At 73.2% G+C, this 21967-nt stretch carries 19 protein-coding genes; 6 read left to right on the plus strand and 13 right to left on the minus strand.

Annotated features, from left to right (window positions below):
• Positions 1-8: 8 nt before the first annotated feature.
• Together glpK and ACFC8N_RS35385 are read right to left on the minus strand one after the other, a co-directional pair.
• Positions 9-1538, minus strand: a complete 1530-nt coding sequence (gene glpK / locus ACFC8N_RS35380) for a glycerol kinase GlpK (RefSeq protein WP_376292936.1) — start codon at positions 1536-1538, stop codon at positions 9-11.
• Positions 1539-1583: 45 nt separating this feature from the next.
• Positions 1584-2351: an IclR family transcriptional regulator gene (locus tag ACFC8N_RS35385; protein ID WP_356032944.1), complete on the minus strand. Its 768-nt coding sequence runs from the start codon at positions 2349-2351 to the stop codon at positions 1584-1586.
• Positions 2352-2544: 193 nt separating this feature from the next.
• On the opposite strand from ACFC8N_RS35385, the gene ACFC8N_RS35390 reads away from it, so the two are divergent.
• Positions 2545-2970, plus strand: coding sequence for an ATP-binding protein (locus ACFC8N_RS35390; RefSeq protein WP_376292938.1), 426 nt, complete (start codon positions 2545-2547; stop codon positions 2968-2970).
• A gap of 139 nt (positions 2971-3109) precedes the next feature.
• Positions 3110-4153 (plus strand): PP2C family protein-serine/threonine phosphatase, encoded by a 1044-nt coding sequence (locus tag ACFC8N_RS35395; protein WP_376292939.1) that lies wholly within the window; start codon positions 3110-3112, stop codon positions 4151-4153.
• A gap of 728 nt (positions 4154-4881) precedes the next feature.
• Here the strand turns inward: ACFC8N_RS35395 and ACFC8N_RS35400 are convergent.
• The 4 genes from ACFC8N_RS35400 to ACFC8N_RS35415 all read right to left on the minus strand — a co-directional run bounded on the left by ACFC8N_RS35400 (position 4882) and on the right by ACFC8N_RS35415 (position 9591).
• The gene (locus ACFC8N_RS35400) at positions 4882-5847 is read right to left on the minus strand and encodes a pirin family protein (RefSeq protein WP_376292942.1); all 966 of its coding nucleotides are present in this window, start codon (positions 5845-5847) and stop codon (positions 4882-4884) included.
• A gap of 479 nt (positions 5848-6326) precedes the next feature.
• Positions 6327-7310 carry a pyridoxal-phosphate dependent enzyme gene (locus tag ACFC8N_RS35405; protein WP_356032936.1) on the minus strand — a complete coding sequence of 328 codons (984 nt, stop codon included), beginning with the start codon at positions 7308-7310 and terminating at the stop codon, positions 6327-6329.
• A 68-nt stretch (positions 7311-7378) separates the two neighbouring features.
• A complete protein-coding gene (locus ACFC8N_RS35410) occupies positions 7379-8680 on the minus strand; it encodes a VWA domain-containing protein (protein ID WP_376293049.1) in 1302 nt (433 codons plus the stop codon).
• A gap of 53 nt (positions 8681-8733) precedes the next feature.
• The gene (locus ACFC8N_RS35415) at positions 8734-9591 is read right to left on the minus strand and encodes a MoxR family ATPase (RefSeq protein WP_356032934.1); all 858 of its coding nucleotides are present in this window, start codon (positions 9589-9591) and stop codon (positions 8734-8736) included.
• A 121-nt stretch (positions 9592-9712) separates the two neighbouring features.
• On the opposite strand from ACFC8N_RS35415, the gene ACFC8N_RS35420 reads away from it, so the two are divergent.
• The 4 genes from ACFC8N_RS35420 to ACFC8N_RS35435 all read left to right on the plus strand — a co-directional run bounded on the left by ACFC8N_RS35420 (position 9713) and on the right by ACFC8N_RS35435 (position 12767).
• Positions 9713-10288 (plus strand): TetR/AcrR family transcriptional regulator, encoded by a 576-nt coding sequence (locus tag ACFC8N_RS35420; protein ID WP_356032932.1) that lies wholly within the window; start codon positions 9713-9715, stop codon positions 10286-10288.
• A 109-nt stretch (positions 10289-10397) separates the two neighbouring features.
• The gene (locus ACFC8N_RS35425; RefSeq protein WP_376292947.1) at positions 10398-11141 is read left to right on the plus strand and encodes an ABC transporter permease; all 744 of its coding nucleotides are present in this window, start codon (positions 10398-10400) and stop codon (positions 11139-11141) included.
• 22 nt (positions 11142-11163) lie between these two features.
• Positions 11164-11835, plus strand: a complete 672-nt coding sequence (locus ACFC8N_RS35430) for an ABC transporter permease (protein ID WP_356032928.1) — start codon at positions 11164-11166, stop codon at positions 11833-11835.
• Positions 11832-12767 (plus strand): ABC transporter substrate-binding protein, encoded by a 936-nt coding sequence (locus ACFC8N_RS35435; protein WP_376292949.1) that lies wholly within the window; start codon positions 11832-11834, stop codon positions 12765-12767. Before ACFC8N_RS35430 ends, ACFC8N_RS35435 begins: the two co-directional genes overlap by 4 nt.
• 38 nt (positions 12768-12805) lie before the next feature.
• Here ACFC8N_RS35435 and ACFC8N_RS35440 read toward each other — a convergent pair whose 3' ends face one another.
• From ACFC8N_RS35440 to rhaI, 7 genes are all read right to left on the minus strand, one after another.
• Complete coding sequence (locus tag ACFC8N_RS35440; RefSeq protein WP_376292951.1) at positions 12806-13960, minus strand: ABC transporter ATP-binding protein; 1155 nt, start codon at positions 13958-13960, stop codon at positions 12806-12808.
• A 61-nt stretch (positions 13961-14021) separates the two neighbouring features.
• Complete coding sequence (locus ACFC8N_RS35445) at positions 14022-14663, minus strand: lactate utilization protein C (protein WP_376292954.1); 642 nt, start codon at positions 14661-14663, stop codon at positions 14022-14024.
• Positions 14660-16171 (minus strand): LutB/LldF family L-lactate oxidation iron-sulfur protein, encoded by a 1512-nt coding sequence (locus ACFC8N_RS35450; RefSeq protein WP_376292956.1) that lies wholly within the window; start codon positions 16169-16171, stop codon positions 14660-14662. Before ACFC8N_RS35450 ends, ACFC8N_RS35445 begins: the two co-directional genes overlap by 4 nt.
• Complete coding sequence (locus ACFC8N_RS35455) at positions 16168-16923, minus strand: (Fe-S)-binding protein (protein WP_356032919.1); 756 nt, start codon at positions 16921-16923, stop codon at positions 16168-16170. Before ACFC8N_RS35455 ends, ACFC8N_RS35450 begins: the two co-directional genes overlap by 4 nt.
• Before the next feature lie 118 nt (positions 16924-17041).
• Positions 17042-18490, minus strand: a complete 1449-nt coding sequence (locus tag ACFC8N_RS35460) for a rhamnulokinase family protein (protein ID WP_376292958.1) — start codon at positions 18488-18490, stop codon at positions 17042-17044.
• Positions 18487-20526 carry a bifunctional aldolase/short-chain dehydrogenase gene (locus ACFC8N_RS35465; protein WP_376292960.1) on the minus strand — a complete coding sequence of 680 codons (2040 nt, stop codon included), beginning with the start codon at positions 20524-20526 and terminating at the stop codon, positions 18487-18489. The genes ACFC8N_RS35460 and ACFC8N_RS35465 overlap by 4 nt, the downstream gene beginning before the upstream one ends.
• Positions 20527-20660: 134 nt before the next feature.
• A complete protein-coding gene (rhaI, locus tag ACFC8N_RS35470) occupies positions 20661-21827 on the minus strand; it encodes an L-rhamnose isomerase (protein ID WP_376292962.1) in 1167 nt (388 codons plus the stop codon).
• Positions 21828-21967: the final 140 nt, after the last annotated feature.

Below are 21967 nucleotides of genomic sequence, written 5' to 3' on the forward strand. Positions count from 1 at the left end.
GTCCGGCGTCACGGCGGGCCCGGGTCGGCGGAGCGGGGAGGCCGGGCCCAGCCCAGGGACCGCTCCACCGCCCGACGCCAGTTCTCGTACTCCGCCTCCCGCAGCGCGGGGTCCATGTCGGGCAGCCACTGCCCGGCCCGGTGCCAGTTGCGGCGCAGCACCTCCAGGTCCGGCCAGTAGCCGGCGGCGAGCCCGGCCGCGTACGCGGCGCCGAGCGAGACCGTCTCGGCGACCATGGGCCGCACCACGGGCACGTCCAGCACGTCGGCCACGAACTGCATGAGCAGGTTGTCCGCGGTCATGCCCCCGTCCACCTTGAGCTGCTGGAGGGGGACCGAGGAATCGGCGTTCATGGCGTCGACGACCTCTCGGGTCTGCCACCCGGTGGCCTCCAGCACGGCCCGCGCCAGGTGCCCCTTGGTGATGTACGAGGTGAGGCCGACGATGACCCCGCGGGCGTCGCTGCGCCAGCGCGGCGCGAACAGCCCCGAGAAGGCGGGGACGATGTAGCAGCCGCCGTTGTCCTCGACCGTCCGGGCGAGGGTCTCGATCTCCGGAGCGCTGCTGATCAGGCCCAGCCGGTCCCGGAACCACTGGACGAGCGCTCCGGTGACGGCGATCGACCCCTCCAGGGCATAGGCGGGCCGCTGGTCGCCGATCTTGTAGGCGACGGTGGTGAGGAGCCCGTGCCGGGACCGCACCATGTCGGCGCCGGTGTTGAGGAGCAGGAAGCTGCCCGTTCCGTACGTGCACTTCGCCTCGCCGGGGGAGAAGCAGGTCTGGCCGAAGAGCGCGGCCTGCTGGTCGCCCAGCGCGGCCGTGATGGCGACGCCCGGCAGCAGCGCGCGGGCATCGCCGTACAGCTCGGCGGACGACCGGATCTCGGGCAGCATCGAGCGAGGCACTCCGAAGAAGGCGAGCAGTTCGTCGTCCCAGGTCAGCGAGCGGATGTTCATCAGCATCGTGCGGCTGGCGTTGGTGGCGTCGGTGATGTGCAGGCCCCCTTCGGGGCCCCCGGTGAGGTTCCAGATCAGCCAGCTCTCCATCGTTCCGAACAGCACCTCGCCGTCGTCGGCGCGCTGCTGGAGCCCCTTGACGTGGTCGAACAGCCAGCGGAGCCGCAGCGCCGAGAAGTAGGTCGAGGGCGGCAGACAGCACCGTTCGAGGAAGAACTCCTCGCCGGGGTTCTCTCTCAGCTCCTCGACGAGCGGTGCCGTGCGGGTGTCCTGCCAGACGATCGCCCGGCCGAGCGGGGCGCCGGTCCGCCGGTCCCAGAGCACGGTCGTCTCGCGCTGGTTCGCCAGACCGATGGCGATGACCTGCCCCGGTTCGACACCGGCGACGGACAGGGCCTCGGGCACGATGCGCCGGAGGTTCTGCCAGATCTCGACCGCGTCGTGCTCGACCCAGCCGGGCTCGGGGAAGTGCTGCTGATGCTCCTTCTGCGCCACCGAGACCAGCCGCCCGCGGCGGTCGAAGAGGATGCATCGGGTCGAGTTGGTGCCCTGATCGATGGACATTACATACCGTTCAGCCATGATCGGGTCTGCCTTCCGAGGGGTCGAGGAGGCGGCCGGCCCGGCCTACCATCGGGTGGCTCCGAGGTCCCGGGAGATCGCCCGCGAGGCTTCGCGGATCAGGGTGATCAGACCTGGGCGGGGACGGCCCTGGCTGTCGCAGATCCGCTCGACCGCCCCGGACAGTCCGACGGCGCCGACGACGAGGCCGCCGTGCCCGCGGATCGGGGCGGCGAGCCCGGCCTCGCCCATGCTCATCTCCTGGATCTCGGCGGCCCAGCCCAGTTCCCGGACCTCGGCGAGCGCCCGGGTGAGCTGCTCGCGATCGACGAGGGTGTGCCGGGTGTACGCCTCCAGCCCCGTCTCCCCGCCGGCCTCGATCGTCGCGGTCCCGTAGGCGAGCAGCACCTTGCCCAGCGAGGAGGCGTGCAAGGGCAGCAGCGAGCCCACGTCCAGGGTCTGGAAGGTGTCGTCCGGCCGGAACACGTGGTGGACGACGAGCACCCTGCCCTCCAGGGGCGTGCCCAGGCGAACCGCCTCTCCGCTGCGGGCGGCGAGGGCATCGGCCCAGTTCAGAGAGCGCGAGCGCAGCTCGTTGACGTCCAGGTAGCTGGTGCCGAGGTGCAGCAGGGCGGCGCCGAGCTGGTATTTCCCGGTCGCCGCGTCCTGCTCCACGAAGTCCACGTGCTGAAGCGTGCGCAGGATGCCGTGCGCGGTGCCCTTGGCCAGTCCCAGAGAGGCGGCGACCTCGCCGAGCCCGAGGCGGCGGGGCCCGCCGGCGAGCAGGCGCAGGATCGCCGCCGCCCGTTCGATCGACTGGACCGGTCCGGCCATGAGGCGAGCCTATTACCGCTTCGGGGGCTTCGCCGTACGGGCGGGCCGGGCCCCGTAGGCCCCGGGAGATCCGCGTTCGGTAATGCCGACCGCCGTTCATTGACCTGTCCGAATTGTCTCCGTAACTTGCTGCTCAGCCGGTATGCGCCGGGACACGGCGTCGCACCGGTCGCTCACATCACCGGGAGAGACCATGGCGGCACAGCTCAACACGCTGCTTCGGGCGGCCTACCACCACGTGTGTCCGGTACCGCCCGTCGCCGGCGCCGTCACCGCCGTACGCCGGTCCACGGCGGCGGTCCTCGCCGACTGGAGCCTGCCCCCGGGCGTCGTCGAGGACGCGCTCCTCGTGGTGTCCGAGCTGGTCACCAACGCGATCATCCACGCCCGCCCGCCGGCCGTGCTGCGGGTGTCCTGGAGCCCGGACGACGGCGACCGCACGATGAGCATCGCGGTCACCGACGCGGGACCCGACCTCGCGACGGGCCGTTCCCTCGCCGGGGTCGATCCGGACGAGCACGGCCGGGGCGAGACGATCGTCCACGCCCTCGCCACGCGGCACGGCATACGCGTCCATCCCGGCGGGGTCACCCGCTGGGCCGATCTCGCGACCGGTTAGAACGGGGCCTCCGCAGGCCGCGGCCGGGGGCTGTCGCTGATCCGTCGGAGCGCTATGCCCGGAATGCGTAGATATTCTGTGGGGTGTGATCGAGCTTGGGCGGCCGCGGCCCCGCCACCGCCGCGGCCGGGGGAGTTTTGTGCGGCTGTCGCCGGTCGTCCTGACCGTCGTCATCGCAAGCCTGGCCTATTCCACCCCTCCGGACATGGCCTTCAGCCGCCTCCTGCCCGCGGCGCCGGCCCTCGCCGCCTCCATGTGGCCGGTGCTCCCCACCGTCCTGCTGGGCACCGTCTGCCTCTTTCTGATGATCGGGCTCAGTCTGGTGTTCCCCGGACTGGGGACGTGGTGGACGGCCGCGGGGATCATCGCGGTCACCGTGGCGGCCGCGTACGGCAGCCACGTCCGGCTCCAGCGGGAGCGGACCCTCTTCCAGGTGCGGCTCGTCGCCGACGCGGCCCAGCAGGTGGTGCTCAGCCCCATGCCGCACCGCCTCGGAGGCGTCGAGATCGAGTCGCTGTATCTCGCGGCCGCGGCGGAGGCCCGCATCGGCGGGGACTTCTACGAGGTGGTCGACACGCGCTTCGGGGTCAGGCTGCTCATCGGTGACGTCCGGGGCAAGGGCCTGCCGGCGGTGGGGGCGGCCGCGGCGATCGTCAACGCGTTCCGGGAGGCAGCCTACGGCGAGGCCGACATGGTCGGCGTCGCGCGCCGGCTGGACGCCAGCAGCACCCGGTACAACGCCGCCTTTCCCTCCGAGGGGCCGACCGAGCGCTTCGCCACCGCCCTGCTCGTCGAGATCCCGCACGGGGGCGGGCGCATCGGGATCCTCAACTGCGGACACCCCCCGCCGCTGCTCCTGAACCACGGCGAACTCCGCGCCCTCGAACCCACCGCCCCCTCGCCGCTGCTCAACCTCGCGGACCTGATCGGCGATCACTACCACGTCGACACGTACGACTTCGTCCCCGGCGACCTGCTGCTCCTCTACACCGACGGGGTCGCCGAGGCCCGCGCCCACGACGGCGAGTTCTTCCCGCTGGCGGCCTGGATGAGCCGGCAGCCCCCGACACCGCCGCACGAACTGCTCACGGCGCTGCACCGCGACCTCCTGCGCTACAGCAGAGGACGCCTCGACGACGACATCGCCGCCCTCGCCGTGCGCCTGTGCGAACCCTCGGAGTGAGCCCGGTCCCCGGCTCGCGGTCTCGGCGGTGAAGGTCACCGGGGCCGGGAATCGGCGATACCGGCGTCAGGAACCAGGCGACCAGGCAGTCGTCGAAGAACGCACGCCGAACCGCGCCGAGTTGTAGGTGTCGACCAGATTGAGGCTCAGGTCGGCGAGCGGCGCCGTCACATCCCGCGTGGCGCGACCGGTCCCGGCTCCGGACACACGGCGCCGGGACCCGGGCGGCGAGGCGACGTCACGCCGGGCCCCGCTTGGGCCGACGGCATCGACGTGCACGGGATCGGGGCCGCGCCGGATATGGATCACAGACCTGCCGCGGCGCTGTGGGGGTTCCTGGCGGCCAGGGCGAGCCCCTCGCTCCGGGGTCGATCTCGGCGAGGGCGCACGTCGACGGCGGCCAGGACGTCATCGCCACGGCCCGGCGCCGCGGTTACCGCGCCGCCATGCGCCGGGACGGAATGGCCGACCGCGTCCGAGTCCTCGCCGGGGACAGGACCGAGGCGGCCGGCGAACGCGCCGCCCGTGATCTCCTCGACGGCCCCGGCTGCCCAGCGCGGTCGTCGCCTTCAACGACCGGTGCGCCATCGGTGTCCCGGCCGCGCTGACCCGCGCCGGGGTCGCCGTCCCGGGCGAGGTGTCCGTGGCCGGCTATGACGACGACACGCTGTCCCGGCTGAGCTGCTTCGCTACAGTCAACAGAGGTACGTGTCAGCCGAGTTGGAGGGTCAACGCACCCTTCCACGCGGCTTCAGCGGTGTCGCCGGCAGTTCCGGTGCGGGCAGTGGGCCTCCGTCGTAGCCCCGCACCTCGCCGAAGCGGGCCCCCTTCATCCAGTCCTCGCGGGCCTCCACGATCTCTTCCTGGGACCGTCCGACGAAGTTCCACCACATGACGAGTTCCTCCGCGAACGGCTCGCCGCCCAGCAGCATGATTCCCGCGTCCGACTCGGCGTGCAGCGGCAGTTCGGTGCGGCCGCAGCCGAGGTAGAGCATCGAGCCGGGGAGCACCGGCACGCCGTCCACGCGTACCTCGCCGGACATCGCGAGCACGCCGTACTCGAAGTCCGGCTCCAGGGGGAGGCGGACATCGGCGCCCCGGGTCAGGGCGAGGTCCGCGCCGATGATCGGGGTGTACGTCGTACCGGGGGAGGCCGAGCCGTCGAGGCCGCCCAGGATCACCGTGGCGGTCAGGCCCGGAGCGGTGACCGTCGGCAGGTCCGGGTGGAACTCGAACTCCGGGGCGGTGTGCCGGTGTTCGTCCGGCAGGGCGACCCAGAGCTGGGCGCCGTGCAGGAAGCGGGCGTGCGGCCGCGGGCTCTCCTCGGAGTGGCTGATCCCGTGGCCCGAGGTCATCAGGCCCAGCTGCCTGGGGCGGATCGTCTGCAGGCTGCCGGTCGAGTCGCGGTGCAGTACCTCGCCGTCGTGCAGCCAGCTCACCGTCTGAAGGCCGATGTGCGGATGCGGCGGGACCTGCATGCCGGGCTCGTCGGCGATGTCGTCCGGGCCGTAGTGGTCGACGAAGGCCCACGCGCCGATCATGCGCCGGCCCAGGTTGGGCAGCAGCCGGCGCACCTCGGTCGACTCGCCCAGCTTCACATGACGGGGGCTCAGCAGCTCGCGCACGGGTTCGGCGACGACGAACCCACGGCCGCCGCAGACACTGGGCACGGGCGCGCGGTCAAGGTTGCTCATGCCGCCCAACCTAGCGGCCGGCGCCCCGCGCCGCCGGGCGGACGGGCCACCCGACCCGCGAATGGAGTCCGAGCGGTGCCGTCGGGCCGGGGATCACGGAGTCTCGCCGGTTCAGGGGTCCGGGCCGGGTCACCGAGTCCGTGCGCCGGCGGGGCCGGGATTTCGGCGGGTACGGCGTCGGCACGCCGAGCGAGGGGACGTACGTGCCCGCCCGCCTCCGCCGACGGCCGCGCGCCGGCACGGTCGTCGTCGGCGCGCAGCCGGTCGCGTACGACGTGCTGCGCGCTGGCAACGGCGGGCCGGCCGGCGTGGTGCGGGGGCGCGGGTCGCGGGGGGATCGGCACCGATGTGCGCGCAGAGGTGCCGATGACGCAACGCACCGACGGGCCGGTCGAGTTCGCCGCGCCGTGGTCGTGCCCGGCGCGGGCGAACTCGCGATGGGCGCGCCGAATTTTTCCGCGGTCCCTCCCCGGTCCCGCTCAGCCCGCGTGACCGGCGAACTCCGTCGCCCCCTCCTCCGCGAACGCCACCGCGTCCGCGTGCCCGAACAGGCCGGGCAGCCCGCCGGTGTGCACGAAGACCGTCTTCTCGCCCGGCCGGATGCCGCCGTCGGCGACGGCCGCGCGCAGGCCGGCCAGGGCGCGGCCGGTGTAGACGGGATCGAGGACGAGGCCCTCGGTACGGGCGGCCAGCCGCAGCGCCTCGGCGGCCGGGCCGGTCAGCGTCGCGTACCCGCCGCCCACCTGGTCCCGGCGCACCCGCAGCTCTTCGGCCGTGACCTGCCGCGCCGTCAGCGGCGTCGCGAACGCCGCGACCGCCGCGGCCGGGTCGGCCAGCGCGCCCACGTCGACACCGAGCACCGCGCCCGCGCCCAGGGCCGCGACCAGCCCGGCCATGGTGCCGCCCGAGCCGAGCGCGACCACCACCGTGCGCAGCTCGGGCAGTTGCTCGTCCAGCTCCTCGCCGCAGCGCACGTAACCCCGGGCGCCGAGCACGCCCGACCCGCCGAACGGGATCAGTGCGGGCCGGGCACCCTCGGCCCGCAGCCGCGCGCACACGTCGGCCGCCGCCGCGTCCAGCCCCGCCTGGTCGACCTCGCCCGCCCAGGCGATCCGCGCCCCGAACAGCCCGTCCAGGGCCAGGTTCCCGGACCGTGCGGCGCCGGGCGTGCCGCGCAGCACGAGCACGGCGGCCAGGCCCAGCCGGGCGGCCGCGGCGGCGGTCAGCCGGGCGTGGTTGCTCTGCGGGGCGCCGGTGGTCACGAGCGTGTCGGCGCCCTCGGCGAGCGCCGCGCCCGCCGTCCACTCCAGCTTGCGGATCTTGTTCCCGCCGCCGCCCAGACCGGTCAGGTCGTCCCGTTTGATCCACAGGTCCTCCGGGCCGAGCCCGAGCGCGGCGGCGAGCCGGGGCGCGGGTTCGACGGGGGTGGGAAAGGTGCCGAGCGAGACGGGGGAGGCGTTCATGGCGTACGTCCTTCGGCGCCGGTCGGGCGCGGTTCAGATACGGATCGCGGTCGTCGCGTACCAGTCGATCACACCGGCAGCAGCCGCGCGATCAATGCGCTGAGCTGACGGGCCGTACGGCACTCGTGCATCCCGACCAGCTCCGCGTAGGCGGGCGCGGCCGAGTCGCCGGTGCCCCAGCGGTCCCGGGGCTCCGGGTTCAGCCAGTACACCCGCCGGGCCCGCCGCGCGACCTCGCGCACGGCGGCCAGGTTCGGATCGCTCATGTTGGTGCGCGCGTCCCCGAGGACGAACACCGTCGTGCGCGGGCCGACCGCGGCGCCGTACCGCTCGGCGAACTCGCCCAGCGCCACGCCGTAGTCGCTGCTGCCGTGCCAGCCGGTCAGCGTGGCCTCGGCGCGGATGCGGGCGCTCAGCCCGTCCGGGTCGGCCCGGCCGTGGTCGAGCAGTGCGGTCACCTCGTCCAGCCGGTTGACGAAGGCGAACACCCGGATCTTGCTGAACTGGTCGTGCAGCGCCTGCACCAGCAGCATCGTGAAGTCCGAGAATCCCGACACCGAGCCGGACACGTCGCACAGCAGGACCAGTTCGGGGCGGACCGGGCGGCGCCGGCGCAGCACCGGCCGCATCGGCACCCCGCCCGTGGACAGCGAGGAGCGCAGCGTGCGGCGCAGGTCGACCGAGCCACGCGCGGCCCGGCGCCGGCGCGCGGCCAGTCGGGTGGCGAGCTTGCGCGCGAGCGGCCGAACCGCCCTGCGCAGCTCGGCCAGTTGGTCCCGGCCCGCGAACAGGAAGTCCACCCGGTCCGCGGTCGGTACGACACCGCGCCGGGCGATCTCGTCCCGCCCGCGCCGCTCGGCCACCCGGCGCCGCGCCTCCGCGCCGACCATCCGCCGGAACTGCTCGATCCGGCCGCGGATCTCGTCGTCCAGCAGCCGGTCCGCGAAGCCGTCGCCGCTGCCGTCACCGCTCCCGCCCCGGATGTCCGCACGCACGCGTGCCAACAGGGTCTGCGGGCGCAGCCGGTCCAGGGTCTGGTACGCCGAGAAGCCGTCGGAGCCGGGTGAACCGCCGTATCCGCCCATGCCGTCGACGGCCTCGGCCGCCAGCCGGGCCATCGACACCCGGTCGCCCGCGGCCAGCGCCTCGGCCAGGCGGTCGCGCAGCTCGTCCCGGCCGGATCCGGCGCCGTCCGGGCCGCCCACCGCGCGCGGGAAGTACAGGTCGAAGACGGGGTCGAACACCGCCCGCTGCCCGGGCGCGTGCAGCAGCGTCGCGGCCAGCCCCTCCCGCAGCAACTCCCGGTCCGCGAACCCGAGTTCGCGCGCGGCGCGGGCCGCGTCCACGCTCTCGCCGGTGCCGATCCGCATCCCGTGCGCGCGCAGCGCCCCGACCAGGCCGGTGATCCGCTCGGCGACCTCGGTCACAGGGCGTCCAGGTCGAGCTTCGCCGCCGCCTTCTGGATGTCGTCCTGGTGCTTGAGGATCACCCCGAGGCTGTCCCGGACGACCGTCTCGTCCAGCGCCTGCGCGCCCAGGGCCAGCAGGGTGCGCGCCCAGTCGACGGTCTCGGCGACGGACGGCGCCTTGCGCAGGTCCATCGCCCGCAGCGCGCCGACCACCCGGACCACCGACCCGGCCAGCGCCTCGGTCAGGCCCGGCACCTTCAGCCGGACGATCCGCCGCTCCAGCTCCTCCTCGGGGAAACCGATGTGCAGGAACAGGCAGCGCCGGCGCAGCGCCTCGGACAGCTCCCGGCCGGCGTTGGAGGTGAGGACGACGAACGGGCGGCGGGTCGCGGTGACCGTGCCCAGTTCCGGGACCGTGATCTGGAAGTCGCTGAGCACCTCCAGCAGCAGCCCCTCCATCTCGACGTCGGCCTTGTCGGTCTCGTCGATCAAGAGCACCGTCGGCTCGTCCCCGCGGATGGCGGTGAGCAGGGGGCGGGGGAGCAGGAACTCCTCGCTGAAGATGTCGGTGCGGGTCTCGTCCCAGTTCTCGTCGCGGCCCGCGCTGATGCGCAGCAGCTGCTTGGCGTGGTTCCACTCGTACAGCGCCCGGGACTCGTCCACGCCCTCGTAGCACTGGAGCCGGACCAGCCGGGCCCCGGCCACCTGGGCGACGGCCTTGGCCAGCTCGGTCTTGCCCACCCCGGCGGGGCCCTCGACCAGCAGCGGCTTGCCCAGCCGGTCGGCGAGGAACACGGTCGTCGCGACGGCGGGCGAGGCGAGGTAGCCGGTCTCGGCGAGGCGGGCGGAGACGTCGTCGACGGACGTGAACAACGGGGCCTCCGGCGGGTCGGGAGCGGGGTCCAGCTCCTATCTAAGCGCTTGTTCAGTGTCCGTGTCACGTAAATACACCGATCGGTTTCCGCCTGGCCCGTCGCCCGGGTAACCTCGCCGTATGGCCACCACCCCCGACAAGGCGTCCTCCCGCGACCGGCTGCTCGACGCGGCCGCGCGGCTCTCCTACCGTGACGGCGTCGGCATCGGCATCGAGGCCCTGTGCCGGGAGGCCGGCGTCTCCAAGCGGTCCATGTACCAGCTCTTCGACAGCAAGGACGCGATGCTGGCCGCGAGCCTGGAGCGGCGGATCCCGCGGTACGAGGCCCGCCTCGCGCACCCCGACCCGGACCACGCGACCCCGCGCGAGCGCATCCGCCACGTCTTCGAACAGGTCACCGAGGCCGCCGCGGACCCCGACTACCACGGCTGCCCCTACCTGGCCGTCCTGGTCGAGCTGAAGGACCCCGAGCACCCGGCGAGCGTGGTCGCCCGCGCCGTCAAACAGCGGCTGACCGAGAGCTTCCGTGCCGAGGCCGAGCGCGGCGGCGCCCGCGATCCCGAACTGCTCGCCCGCCAGCTCGTCCTGGTCTTCGACGGCGCCAGCGCGCGGGCCGGCGCGCGGGTGGAACACCTGGCGGACGGACTGGCCGTGACGACGGTGACCGCGCTGATGGACGCGGCCGGGATGGACTGACCGGCCGTCGGCGGCCCGCGTCCGTCGCAGCCGCAGGCCGACACGGCCCCGCGCCCCGTACGGGCCAGCACAACGCGCCCCGCGCTCGCCCACCCGGTCCAATGAGACGGTGACCACCCCGCCGCACGACTGCCTCGCACGCAACGCCTGGATCTGCGGCGCCTATCTGCGCACCCGCCGGCACATCCTGCTCGACGCGACTGCCCAGCACCTCCGCCTGACCGCCCTGTCGGTGCTCATCGGGCTCGTCATCGCCCTGCCGCTCGCGGTGCTGGCCCGCCGCTGGGGCTGGGCCGCGGGACCGGTCCTCGCCGCGACGACGATCCTCTACACGATCCCGTCGCTCGCCATGTTCTCCCTGCTCCTGCCGGTGTACGGCCTGTCCGCCACCCTCGTCGTCGCCGGACTCGTGCTGTACTCCCTCACCCTCCTCGTCCGGAACATCCTCGCGGGTCTGCGCGCGGTCCCCGAGGAGACCCGGCAGGCCGCGCGGGGCCTCGGCTACGGCCCGGTCCGCCTCCTGCTCACCGTCGAGCTGCCGCTCGCCCTGCCCGCCGCGATGGCCGGGCTGCGCATCGCCACCGTGTCGGCGGTCTCGCTGGTCACGGTCGGCGCGATCGTCGGCTTCGGCGGCCTCGGGAACCTCATCTACGCGGGCATGAACACCTACTTCAAGGCACAGGTGCTCACCGCGTCCGTGCTGTGCGTGCTGATCGCCGTCGCCGCCGACCTGCTCCTGCTCGGCGTGCAGCGGCTCGTCACACCGTGGACGAGGGCCGGCCGGGCCCGCACGCCCGCCGCACGCGGGCGGCCGCGCACCCGGCTCCCCGGTACGCGGGCGGGCCGCACATGAACGACCGGACGGCGGCCCGGCGATGAACACGCTCACCGCGGCCTGGCACTGGCTCACCGACCCCGCGCACTGGTCGGGCGACGACGGCATCCGGCACCGGCTGCTCCAGCACCTCGTCCTCACCGTCGTCTGCCTCGCCGTCAGCTGCGCCGTCGCACTCCCGGTCGCCCTGGTCCTCGGCCACCTCGGCCGGGGCGGCGCGCTCGCCGTGAACGTCTCCAACATCGGCCGTGCCGTGCCCACCTTCGCCGTCCTGGTGCTGCTGCTCCTCACCCCGGTCGGCCGGTGGGGCGAGGGGCCCACCGTGGTGGCACTGGTGCTGTTCGCCGTCCCGCCGCTGCTCACCAACGCCTACGTCGGCATGCGCGAGGTCGACCGCGGCGTCGTCCGGGCGGCCCGGGGCATGGGGATGACCGGAGCGCAGATGCTGCTGCGCGTGGAGCTGCCCCTCGCGCTCCCGCTGGTCATGACCGGGGTGCGGATCGCCGCCGTCCAGCTCGTCGCCACCGCCACCATCGCCGCGCTCGCGGGCGGCGGCGGCCTCGGCCGCATCATCACCGCCGGGTTCAACCTGGCCAGCACCCCCCAGGTGGTGGCAGGCGCGATCCTGGTCGCCGCGTTCGCGCTCGTCGTCGAGGGCGTCTTCGAGACCGCCGAACGGCTGGCACCGGTGTGGGCCCGGGGCGGCCGATGAGAAGAGCCCTGCCCGCCGCCCTCCTCCTCGCCCTCACCGGCTGCGCCACCGGCCCCTCCCTGGAGAACCGCGGCGAGGTCACCGCACCGCCCGGCGACAGCCACCACCTCACGATCGGCTCCGCCGGCTTCACCGAGAGCGACCTGCTCGCCCAGCTGTACGCCCAGCTCCTGAACCGGGCCGGCTACAAGACCTCGATGATCACGGTCGCCAACCGGGAGCTGTACGAACCGGCGCTGGAGTCCGGCCAGATCGACGTCGTGCCCGAGTACGCGGCCACCCTCGCCGACTGGCTGAACGCCAAGACCCACGGCGCCGACGCCACCCCCGTCGGCTCACCCGACCTCGACGCGACGATGCGGGCCCTGCGCCGGCTCGCCACCCCACGCGGCCTCACCGTCCTGCCGCCCGGCCGAGCCGTCGACCAGAACGCCTTCGCCGTACGCGCCGACTACGCTCGCGAACACCGCCTCAAGAGCCTCAGCGACCTGGGCGCCTCGGGGCTGAAGGTGCGCCTCGCGGCGGGCGACGAGTGCGTCCAACGGCCGTACTGCGAACCGGGGTTGAAGAAGGTCTACGGCATCGACATCACCGGCGTCGACCCCAAGGGCGTCGGCACCACCCAGGCCAAGCGCGCCGTGCAGGCGGGCCGCGACCAGATGGTGCTGACCACCACCACGGACGCCACCCTGGACCAGTTCGGCCTGGTGCTCCTCGCCGACGACAAGCACCTCCAGAACGCCGACTACGTCGTCCCGGTCGTCAACCGCTCCCGCGCGGGCGGCGAGGGCGTGACCAAGGCGCTCGGCACGCTGGGTGACGTCCTGACAACGGCCGACCTGGCGTCCATGAACCAGCAGGTCGACAGCTGGCGCCGGCTGCCCGCCGACGTCGCCCGCACCTATCTCACGGACAAGGGCCTGCTGAACTAGGGGGTGCCGTTTGGATCATCCCGGCGGCCCGGTCCGGCTCAGGCGTCCGACACCGAGTCGAACGGCACCTGCCCCCGCGCCACGCCCCGCGCGTCCGCGTCCACCGAGCGGCGCAGCGCCTCGTGCAGCTTCGCCGGGGTGAGCACGCCGAGGAAACGCGCGCCGTCCAGCACCGCGACCCACCCGGCGTCGTACTGGAGCATCACCCCGAACGCCTGCTTCAGCGGCGCGCCCACCGGTACCCACGCGGTCATCCGGTGCGTGTGCGCGCCGACCGTGCCGCCCGCCGCCAGCGCGTCGAGGCCGACCCAGCCGTGCAGATCGCCGTCCGGGTCGAGGACGACCGCCCAGCGCGCGCCCCCGGCCCGCAGCCGCTCCCGGGCCCGCTCGGCGGGCTCGTCCGGCCGGGCCACGAGCGGCTGCTCCAGGTCGTCCGGCTCGATCTCGGTGACCGACAGCCGCTTCAGGCCGCGGTCGGCGCCCACGAAGGAGGCGACGTACGGCGTGGCGGGCGCCCCCAGCACCGCCCCCGGCGTGTCGAACTGCTCGATCCGCCCCTGCCCGTACACCGCGATCCGGTCACCGAGCCGGACCGCCTCCTCGATGTCGTGCGTGACCAGCAGCACCGTCTTGCGCACCGCGGCCTGCATGCGCAGGAACTCGTCCTGCAACTGCTCGCGCACCACCGGGTCGACCGCGCCGAACGGCTCGTCCATCAGCAGCACCGGCGGATCCGCGGCGAGCGCCCGCGCCACCCCGACCCGCTGCCGCTGCCCGCCGGACAGCTGCTCCGGGTAGCGCGGGCCGTACGTCGCCGGGTCGAGCCCGACCAGATCGAGCAGCTCCGCGGCCCGCGCCCGGGCCTTCGCCCGCTTCCAGCCGAGCAGCGCGGGCACCGTCGCGGTGTTGTCCAGGACGGTGCGGTGTGGGAAGAGGCCCACCTGCTGGATGACGTACCCGATCCGCCGGCGCAGCCGCACCGGGTCGACGCGGCCGACGTCCTCGCCCTCGACGAGGATCCGGCCGGAGGTGGGTTCGATGAGCCGGTTCACCATCATCATGGTCGTCGTCTTGCCGCAGCCGGACGGCCCGACGAGGGTGACCAGCTCACCCTCGCCGACCTCGAAGGAGAGGTCGTCCACGGCCGTCGTACCGTCCGGATACCGCTTGCTGACCTGCTCGAACCGGATCATTCCCCCACGCTAACGGCGCCGTCCGCGCCCTGCGCGCCGGCGTGGTGAAACGGGGCACCGGTCAGCCGAGCAGGATCACCTCCAGCGTGCGCGGGCCGTGCACGCCCTCGACCCGGTCCAGCTCGATGTCGCTCGTCGCCGAGGGACCCGAGATCCACGTCAACGGCCGTGCCGCATCGAGGCGTTCGAGGGCTTCGGGCACGGAGGAGACGACCTGGTCCGGAACCCGGACGACACAGATGTGGTGGTCCGGGATCAGCGAGATGCGGCGGCGGCCCTGGTCGGGGGAGCCGTCCAGGACGATCGTGCCGGTCTCGGCGATCGCCACCGCACACCCCGTCACCACACTGCCGACCCGGTCCAGCCGCTGCGGGGTGCTCACCGCCCTGTCGTGGATCCGTACCGGGTCCGCGGCGGACATCCACTCCGGCGGCAGCCCCGGCGGCACCAGCACCTCTTGCGAGCCGCGCTCGGCCAGCAGCCGCATGACCAGGTACGGCAGCTCCTCGTCGTCGGCGCGGTGCACGAGCGCCCGGTAGTCCGCCAGGTTCTGTGCCAGCAGGTCCACCGTCTGCGCGGTGGTGCGCCGCCCGTGCGCGCGCAGATAGTCCCGGCCCACGACCTCCTCGTACGGCCGCTGGTCCGGACCCACGTCGGCGAGCGCGCGCCGCACCCGGCCCAACACCCGTTCCCTGCTGCTCACTTGGCCCCGTCCTCTCCGCCGCGGGTGCGCTGCCACCAGTCCCGGAACGGCTCCGCCGGCACCGGTGGCAGATCCCGGGTGCCGGTCCAGGCCCGCCCCGGGCCGGGCAGCGTGCGGGGGTGCAGGCGACGGGTGCGGGAGGCGAGCCGTTGTCCGGTGCGCAGGGCGCCGGGGTGGGTCAGCGCCCAGCGGGCCGCGCGCACGGCGGCCCGCTCGGCCGCGTGTCCCTTGGCGGGCCTCAGCAGCACCCGGTTGCCCTCCCGCACGGCCGGACCGCCCTCGGCCACCCGCTCCCGCAGGTGCACCAGCACCTCCGGGATGTCGATGGCGACGGGGCAGACCTCGTAGCAGGCCCCGCACAGGCTCGACGCGTACGGCAGCGAGGCGTCGATCTCGCTTGCGGTGCCCCTCAGTTGAGGGCTGAGGATGGCGCCGATCGGGCCCGGGTAGACCGAGCCGTAGGCGTGTCCGCCCGCGCGTTCGTAGACCGGGCAGACGTTGAGGCAGGCCGAGCAGCGGATGCAGCGCAGGGCCTGGCGGCCGACCCGGTCGGCGAGGGTGTCGGTGCGGCCGTTGTCGAGCAGGATCAGGTGGAAGGCGCTCGGACCGTCGCCGTCGGTGGTGCCGGTCCACGTCGAGGTGTACGGGTTCATGCGCTCGGCGGTGGCGGAGCGGGGCAGCGTCTGGAGGAAGACCTCCAGGTCGCGCCAGGTCGGCACCACCTTCTCGATGCCGACGACGGAGATCAGCGTCTCGGGGAGGGTGAGGCACATACGGCCGTTGCCCTCGGACTCGACGACCACCAGGGTGCCGGTCTCGGCGACCATGAAGTTGGCGCCGGAGATGCCGACCTTGGCGCGCAGGAACTTCTCCCGCAGATGCAGCCGGGCCGCCTCGGCGAGTTCGGCGGGCGTGTCGGTCAGGCCCTCGGGGGCCGGGCGGCCCCACGCGCCCATCTCCTTCGCGAAGATGTCCCGGATCTCGCCCCGGTTGCGGTGGATGGCCGGGACGAGGATGTGCGAGGGCCGGTCCCTGCCCAACTGCACGATCAGCTCGGCGAGATCGGTCTCGTAGGCGTGGATGCCCTCTTCGAGAAGGGCTTCGTTGAGCCCGATCTCCTGCGTGGCCATCGACTTGACCTTCACGACCTCCGACTCGCCCGTCTCCTTGACGAGTCGGGTGACGATCCGGTTGGCCTCGTCGGCGTCCGCGGCCCAGTGGACCGTGCCGCCCGCCACGGTGACCGACTCCTCCAACTGCACCAGATAGCGGTCGAGATGGCGCAGCGTGTGGTCCTTGATGCGCCGGCCCGCCTCCCGCAGCTCGGCCCAGTCGGACACCTCCGCCACCGCCCTGGCCCGCTTGGCGCGGATGGTGTGGGTGGCGTGCCGCAGATTGCCGCGCAGGGTCGCGTCGCCGACGGCCTCTGCGGCCGCCTCCGGGAACGGGGGAGACGCCGGGTGGGTGGGTCGGGGAAATGCAGGCATGCCGACGAACGTCCCGCTCATACGGCCGGTTCCTCCTCCGTGCTCGCCAGGATCTCCGCGATGTGCACCGGCCGCATGTCCGTGTGCAGCCGGCTCATCGTGCCGCCGATGTGCATCAGACACGAGTTGTCGGCCGCGCACAGCACCGACGCGCCCGTGGACTCGGCGGCGCGCACCTTGTCCGCGCCCATCGCCGCCGACACCGCGGCGTTCTTCACCGCGAACGTGCCGCCGAACCCGCAGCACTCCTCGGCCCCCGGCAGCTCCACCAGTTCGAGCCCCTTGACCGCTCGCAGCAGCCGGTGCGGCCGGTCGCCCAGTCCGAGGCCGCGCAGCCCGTGACAGGTCGGGTGGTAGGTGACCTGGTGCGGGTAGTACGCGCCCACGTCAGTGACCTTCAGGACGTCGACCAGGAACTCGGTCAGTTCGTACGTCTTCGGCACCACCGGCGCCAGCGTGCGGGCCAGGGTGTCCCCGCGCCCCTCGGCGCGCGCCCGTTCGCCCATCCTCGGGTACAGCTCCCGCACCATCGCCGCGCACGACCCGGACGGCGTGACGATCGCCTCGTACCCGCCGAAGACATCGGAGAAGTGCCGGGCCAGAGGCTCCGTCTCATGGCGGTAGCCGGTGTTGTAGTGGGCCTGCCCGCAACACGTCTGGTCCATCGGGAAGTCGACGTCGACGCCCAGTCTGGTCAGCAGTTTCACCACGGCCCGGCCGGTGTCGGGATAGAGCGTGTCGTTGACACAGGTCAGGAACAGGGCGACACGCATCGCGGCTCCTCGGGGTCGGTCATCGGACGAGTGCAGATTAGTGGGCGGGTACCGCCGGGGCGAGAGGGCGACTCCGTGCGCCGCGTTCATGGTGCGCCGCGTTGACCGTGCGGCGGGTTCATTTCCGGTCGAGCCGCGCCTCGGCGGCGTGCCAGCGGGCGTCGTCGCCGCGCGGCGTGTACCGGGTCAGCGGCTGGGTCCGGGTGAGCAGCCCGCGCAGCGCGGCGAGGTCACCGGCGAGCCCGTGGGCGCGGGCCTGCACGAGCACGTTGCCGAGGGCGGCCGCCTCCGTCGGCCCCGCCACCACGGGCAGCCCGCAGGCGTCGGCCGTCAGCTGGCACAGCAGCGCGTTGCGGGTGCCGCCGCCGACGAGGTGCACCACGTCCACCGGGTGGTCGGCGAGGCGCCGCGCGTCCGCGACGGCCCGCCGGTGGGCGAGGGCCAGCGAGTCGAGGACGCACCGGGTGACCTCGCCCCGTGTCCCGGGCACCGGCTGCCCCGATGCCCGGCAGGCCGCGGCGATCCGCTGCGGCATCCGTCCCGGCGCGAGGAACGCCTCGTCCCCGGCGTCCACCACCGAGCGCAGGCCCGGCGCGGTGCCGGCCTCGCGCAGCAGCAAACCCAAGTCCGGCTCGCCCCAGGCGCGTTGGCACTCCTGGAGCAGCCACAGCCCCATGATGTTGCGCAGGTAGCGGACGGTGCCGTCCAGCCCCAGTTCGTTGGTGAAGTTCGCGGCCCGGCTCTCCTCGGTGAGCACGGGGGCGGCCAGCTCCAGCCCGGCCAGGGACCACGTGCCGGTGCAGATGTACGCGAAGTTCCTCCCGGTCGCCGGGACGGCGGCCACCGCGGAGGCGGTGTCGTGCGAGCCGACGGCCGTCACCGGCACGGGTCCGGCCAGCCCGGTCTCCTCCAGCACCTCGGGCCGCAGCACTCCGGCCGGATCCCCCGGCTGCCGCAGCGGCGCGAACAGCCCGAGGTCGATGCCGAGCCGCTCGGCGATCCCGTACGCCCACGTCCGCGTCCGGGGATCGATGAGCTGGGTGGTGGAGGCGTTGGTCAGCTCGGTGCCCTGCTCACCGGTGAGCCAGTGGCTGAGCAGATCGGGGATGAGCAACAGCCGTTCCGCATGGGCGAGTTGACGTGACGACCGGGCGGCGGTGAGCTGGAGGAGGGTGTTGAACGGCGCGTACTGGATACCGGTCGCGCCGTACAGCTCCCCGGCGGGCACCGTCGCCCACACCTTCTCGGCGGCGCCCTCGGTGCGGGCGTCGCGGTAGTGCACCGGGTTGCCCAGCAGGGCCCCGTCGGCGTCCAGCAGACCGTAGTCGACGGCCCAGCCGTCGATGCCGACGGACGCCACCTGCCCGGCCGCCCGCAGCCCGTCCAGGACACCGCCGTACAGCGCGAGCACGTCCCAGCGCAGCCCCTCCGGGACGCGCACCGGCCGGTTGGGGAACCGGTGCGCCTCACCCAGCTCCAGCGCGTCGGCCCCCACGCGGCCGACCATCACCCGCCCGCTGGACGCGCCCAGATCGACCGCGGCGTACGACCTCACTCCCGCGCTCATCGCAGGAACGCGGCCGCCACGCCCGCGTCGACCGGGATGTGCAGCCCGGTGGTGTGCGTCAGGTCCCCGCCGGTGAGCGCGAAGACCGCAGCGGCCACGTGCTCGGGCAGCACCTCCCGCTTGAGGAGGGTCCGCTGTGCGTAGAACTCGCCCAGCTTCTCCTCCGGCACCCCGTACACGGCGGCCCGCTGCGCGCCCCAGCCGCCGGCGAAGATCCCGGACCCGCGCACCACCCCGTCCGGGTTGACCCCGTTGACCCGGATCCCGTGCTCACCCAACTCGGCTGCCAGCAGCCGCACTTGATGGGCCTGGTCGGCCTTTGTCGCCGAGTAGGCGATGTTGTGAGGCCCGGCGAGGACGGCGTTCTTGGACGCGATGTAGACGATGTCACCGCCCATCTGCTGCGCGATCATCACCCTGGCCGCCTCCCGCGACACGAGGAAGGAGCCCCGGGCCATGATGTCGTGCTGGAGGTCCCAGTCCTCGGCGGTGGTCTCCAGCAGCGGCTTGGAGATGGAGATCCCGGCGTTGTTCACGACGAGGTCGACCCCGCCGAAGGCGAGCACGGCGGCCCGGAACGCGGCGGCGATCTGCTCCTCGTCCGTCACATCGACGCTGACGGCGACGGCCCGGTCGGACCCGCCCAGCTCCTGCGCGACGGCGGCGGCGCTGTCCGCGTTCAGATCGGCGACGACGACGCACGCCCCCTCGGCGACGAGCCGCCGCGCGACGGCCCGCCCGATCCCGCTGCCGGCGCCCGTGACGAGCGCGACCCGGGTGGCCAGCGGCTTCGGCCTCGGCATCCGCCGGAGCTTGGCCTCCTCCAGCGCCCAGTACTCGATACGGAACTTCTCGGACTCCTCGATCGGCGCGTACGCCGACACGGCCTCCGCGCCCCGCATGACATGGACGGCGTTGACGTAGAACTCGCCTGCCACGCGCGCGGTCTGCTTGTCCTTGCCGAAGGAGAACATCCCCACGCCCGGGATCAGCACGATCGCCGGGTCGGCACCGCGCATGGCGGGGGAGTCGGGCAGCGCGTGCCGCTCGTAGTAGGCGGCGTACTCCTCCCGGTAGGCGGCGTGCAGGTCCCTCAGCCGCGCGACCGCCTCCGCCAGGGGCGCGGCCGGCGGCAGGTCGAGCACCAGCGGCCGTACCTTGGTGCGCAGGAAGTGGTCCGGGCACGACGTCCCCAGCGCGGCCAGCCGGGGATGCTCGGCCCGCGCCAGGAAGTCCAGCACCACGCCGGCGTCGTCGAAGTGCCCGACCTGCGGCTTGTCCTGGGAGGCGAGGGCCCGTACGTACGGCGCGAGCGCCGCCGCCCGCTCCCTGCGCTCGGCCTCGGGCAGGGCGCCGTACCCCTTGACGAGCGGCCCGAAGGGCTCCGCCTTCCCCCGCTCGGCGAGGAACTCCTCGGCGGTGCGGATGATGTGCAGCGAGTTGCGCTCGCACTCCCCGGAGGTGTCGCCCCAGGCGGTGATGCCGTGCCCGCCGAGGACGCATCCGACGGCCTGCGGGTGGGCGGCCCTGACCGCGGCGATGTCCAGCCCCAGCTGGAACCCCGGCCGCCGCCACGGCACCCACACCACGCTGTCCCCGAAGCACTCGGCGGTCAGTTTCTCCCCGTCGGCCGCACAGGCGAGCGCGATTCCCGAGTCCGGATGCAGATGATCGACGTGCGGGGCGTCCACCAGAGCGTGCATGGCGGTGTCGATGGACGGCGCCGCCCCGCCGCTGCCGTGCAGGCAGTAGTCGAACGCGGCGACCATCTCGTCCTCCCGCTCGACCCCGGGATACACGTCCGCGAGCGCCCGCAGCCGATCCAGCCGCAACACCGCGAGCCCGGCCTCGGTGAGGGTGCCGAGGTCCCCTCCGGACCCCTTGACCCACATCAGCTCGACGTCACCACCGGTCACGGGATCGGTCCCGGTGCCCTTCGCGGACGCGTTGCCGCCGGCGTAGTTGGTGTTACGGGGGTCGGAGCCGAGCCGACGGGAGCGGGAGAGGAGGGCGGCGGCTTCGGGGTGGGAAGTCATGAGAAACGGTTCCTTTCAAGCAGGGGGTGCGTAAACCAGGGGCGCGGGGCTGCATCGATGTGCGGCTCCGCCGCGTGGGCACGACCAGCCACATACGACCCGCACCCCGCAACGGCGCTCAACCGGGCAGACGCTCACGCCCCCCAGCCAGCCTGCTGCCCCCCGACTCGCTCAGCGGCAGTCCTCTCCGCCCAGCCCGAGAGGGCATACGCCGCGATCGGCTCGGGATCCACCTCCATCTCCCCCCGCACCTCCCGCAACAACGCCCGCACATCGGTGTTGTACGCATCCATCAACACCCCATGGGCGCCGAGCACATCACCGGCGGCCTGAGCCTGCGCCAACGCCGCCCGGTCGACCAGCAGAGCCTTCGCCGTGGCCTCCTGCACGTTCATCACGGACCGGATGATCGCCGGAATCTTCGCCTCGATGTTGTGACACTGATCGAGCATGAACGCGATCCCGGCCTCCGCCGCGAACCCACCCCCGCGCACCACCTCGTACATGATCCGGAACAGCTGGAACGGGTCGGCGGCCCCCACCATGAGGTCGTCGTCGGCGTAGAACCGCGAGTTGAAGTCGAACCCGCCGAGCCTCCCCTCCCGCAGCAGCGTGGCGACGATGAACTCGATGTTGGTCCCCGGCGCGTGGTGCCCGGTGTCGACCACGACCTGCGCCTTCGGCCCGAGCTTCAGACAGTGCGCGTACGCCGTGCCCCAGTCCGGCACGTCCGTCGCGTAGAACGCCGGCTCGAAGAGCTTGTACTCCAGCAGCATCCGCTGCCCCTCGCCGAGCCGCTCGTACACCTCGGCCAGCCCCTCGGCCAGCCGGTCCTGCCGGGCGCGGACGTCGTCCTGGCCGGGGTAGTTCGTGCCGTCGGCGAACCACAGCTTGAGATCGGCGGAGCCGGTCGCGTCCATGATGTCGACGCACTCCAGCAGATGATCGAGCGCCTTGCGCCGCACCGCCGCGTCCGGATGGCAGATGCTGCCCAGCCTGTAGTCGTCGTCCTGGAAGGTGTTGGAGTTGATCGCGCCCAGCCTCAGCCCGCGCTCCTCGGCGTACTTGGCCAACGCCGCATAGTCCTCGACCTTGTCCCAGGGGATGTGCAGGGCCACGGTCGGGGCCACGCCGGTGAACTCGTGCACCTTCGCCGCGTCCTGGAGTTTCTCCCAGGGATCGCGGGGCACGCCGGCCTGGGCGAACACCTTGAAACGGGTTCCCGAGTTTCCGTACGCCCACGACGGTGTCTCGACGGCCTGGGTCTTGAGCGCGGCCTTCACCGCGGCGAGGTCGGTCACTGCGGGCTCCTGGTGGTGTGGTCGGAACAACGAGGTATGTGAAACGATTCAGAACCGCAAGCTAGGGGCCCCTCGGAAGGGTGTCAAGGACTCCGGTCGAGCCGGTTTTCCGTGACTCCGCCGTGACCTTGGGCTATCGA

This window comes from Streptomyces sp. NPDC055966 (assembly GCF_042269865.1).
Lineage (GTDB): Bacteria > Actinomycetota > Actinomycetes > Streptomycetales > Streptomycetaceae > Streptomyces.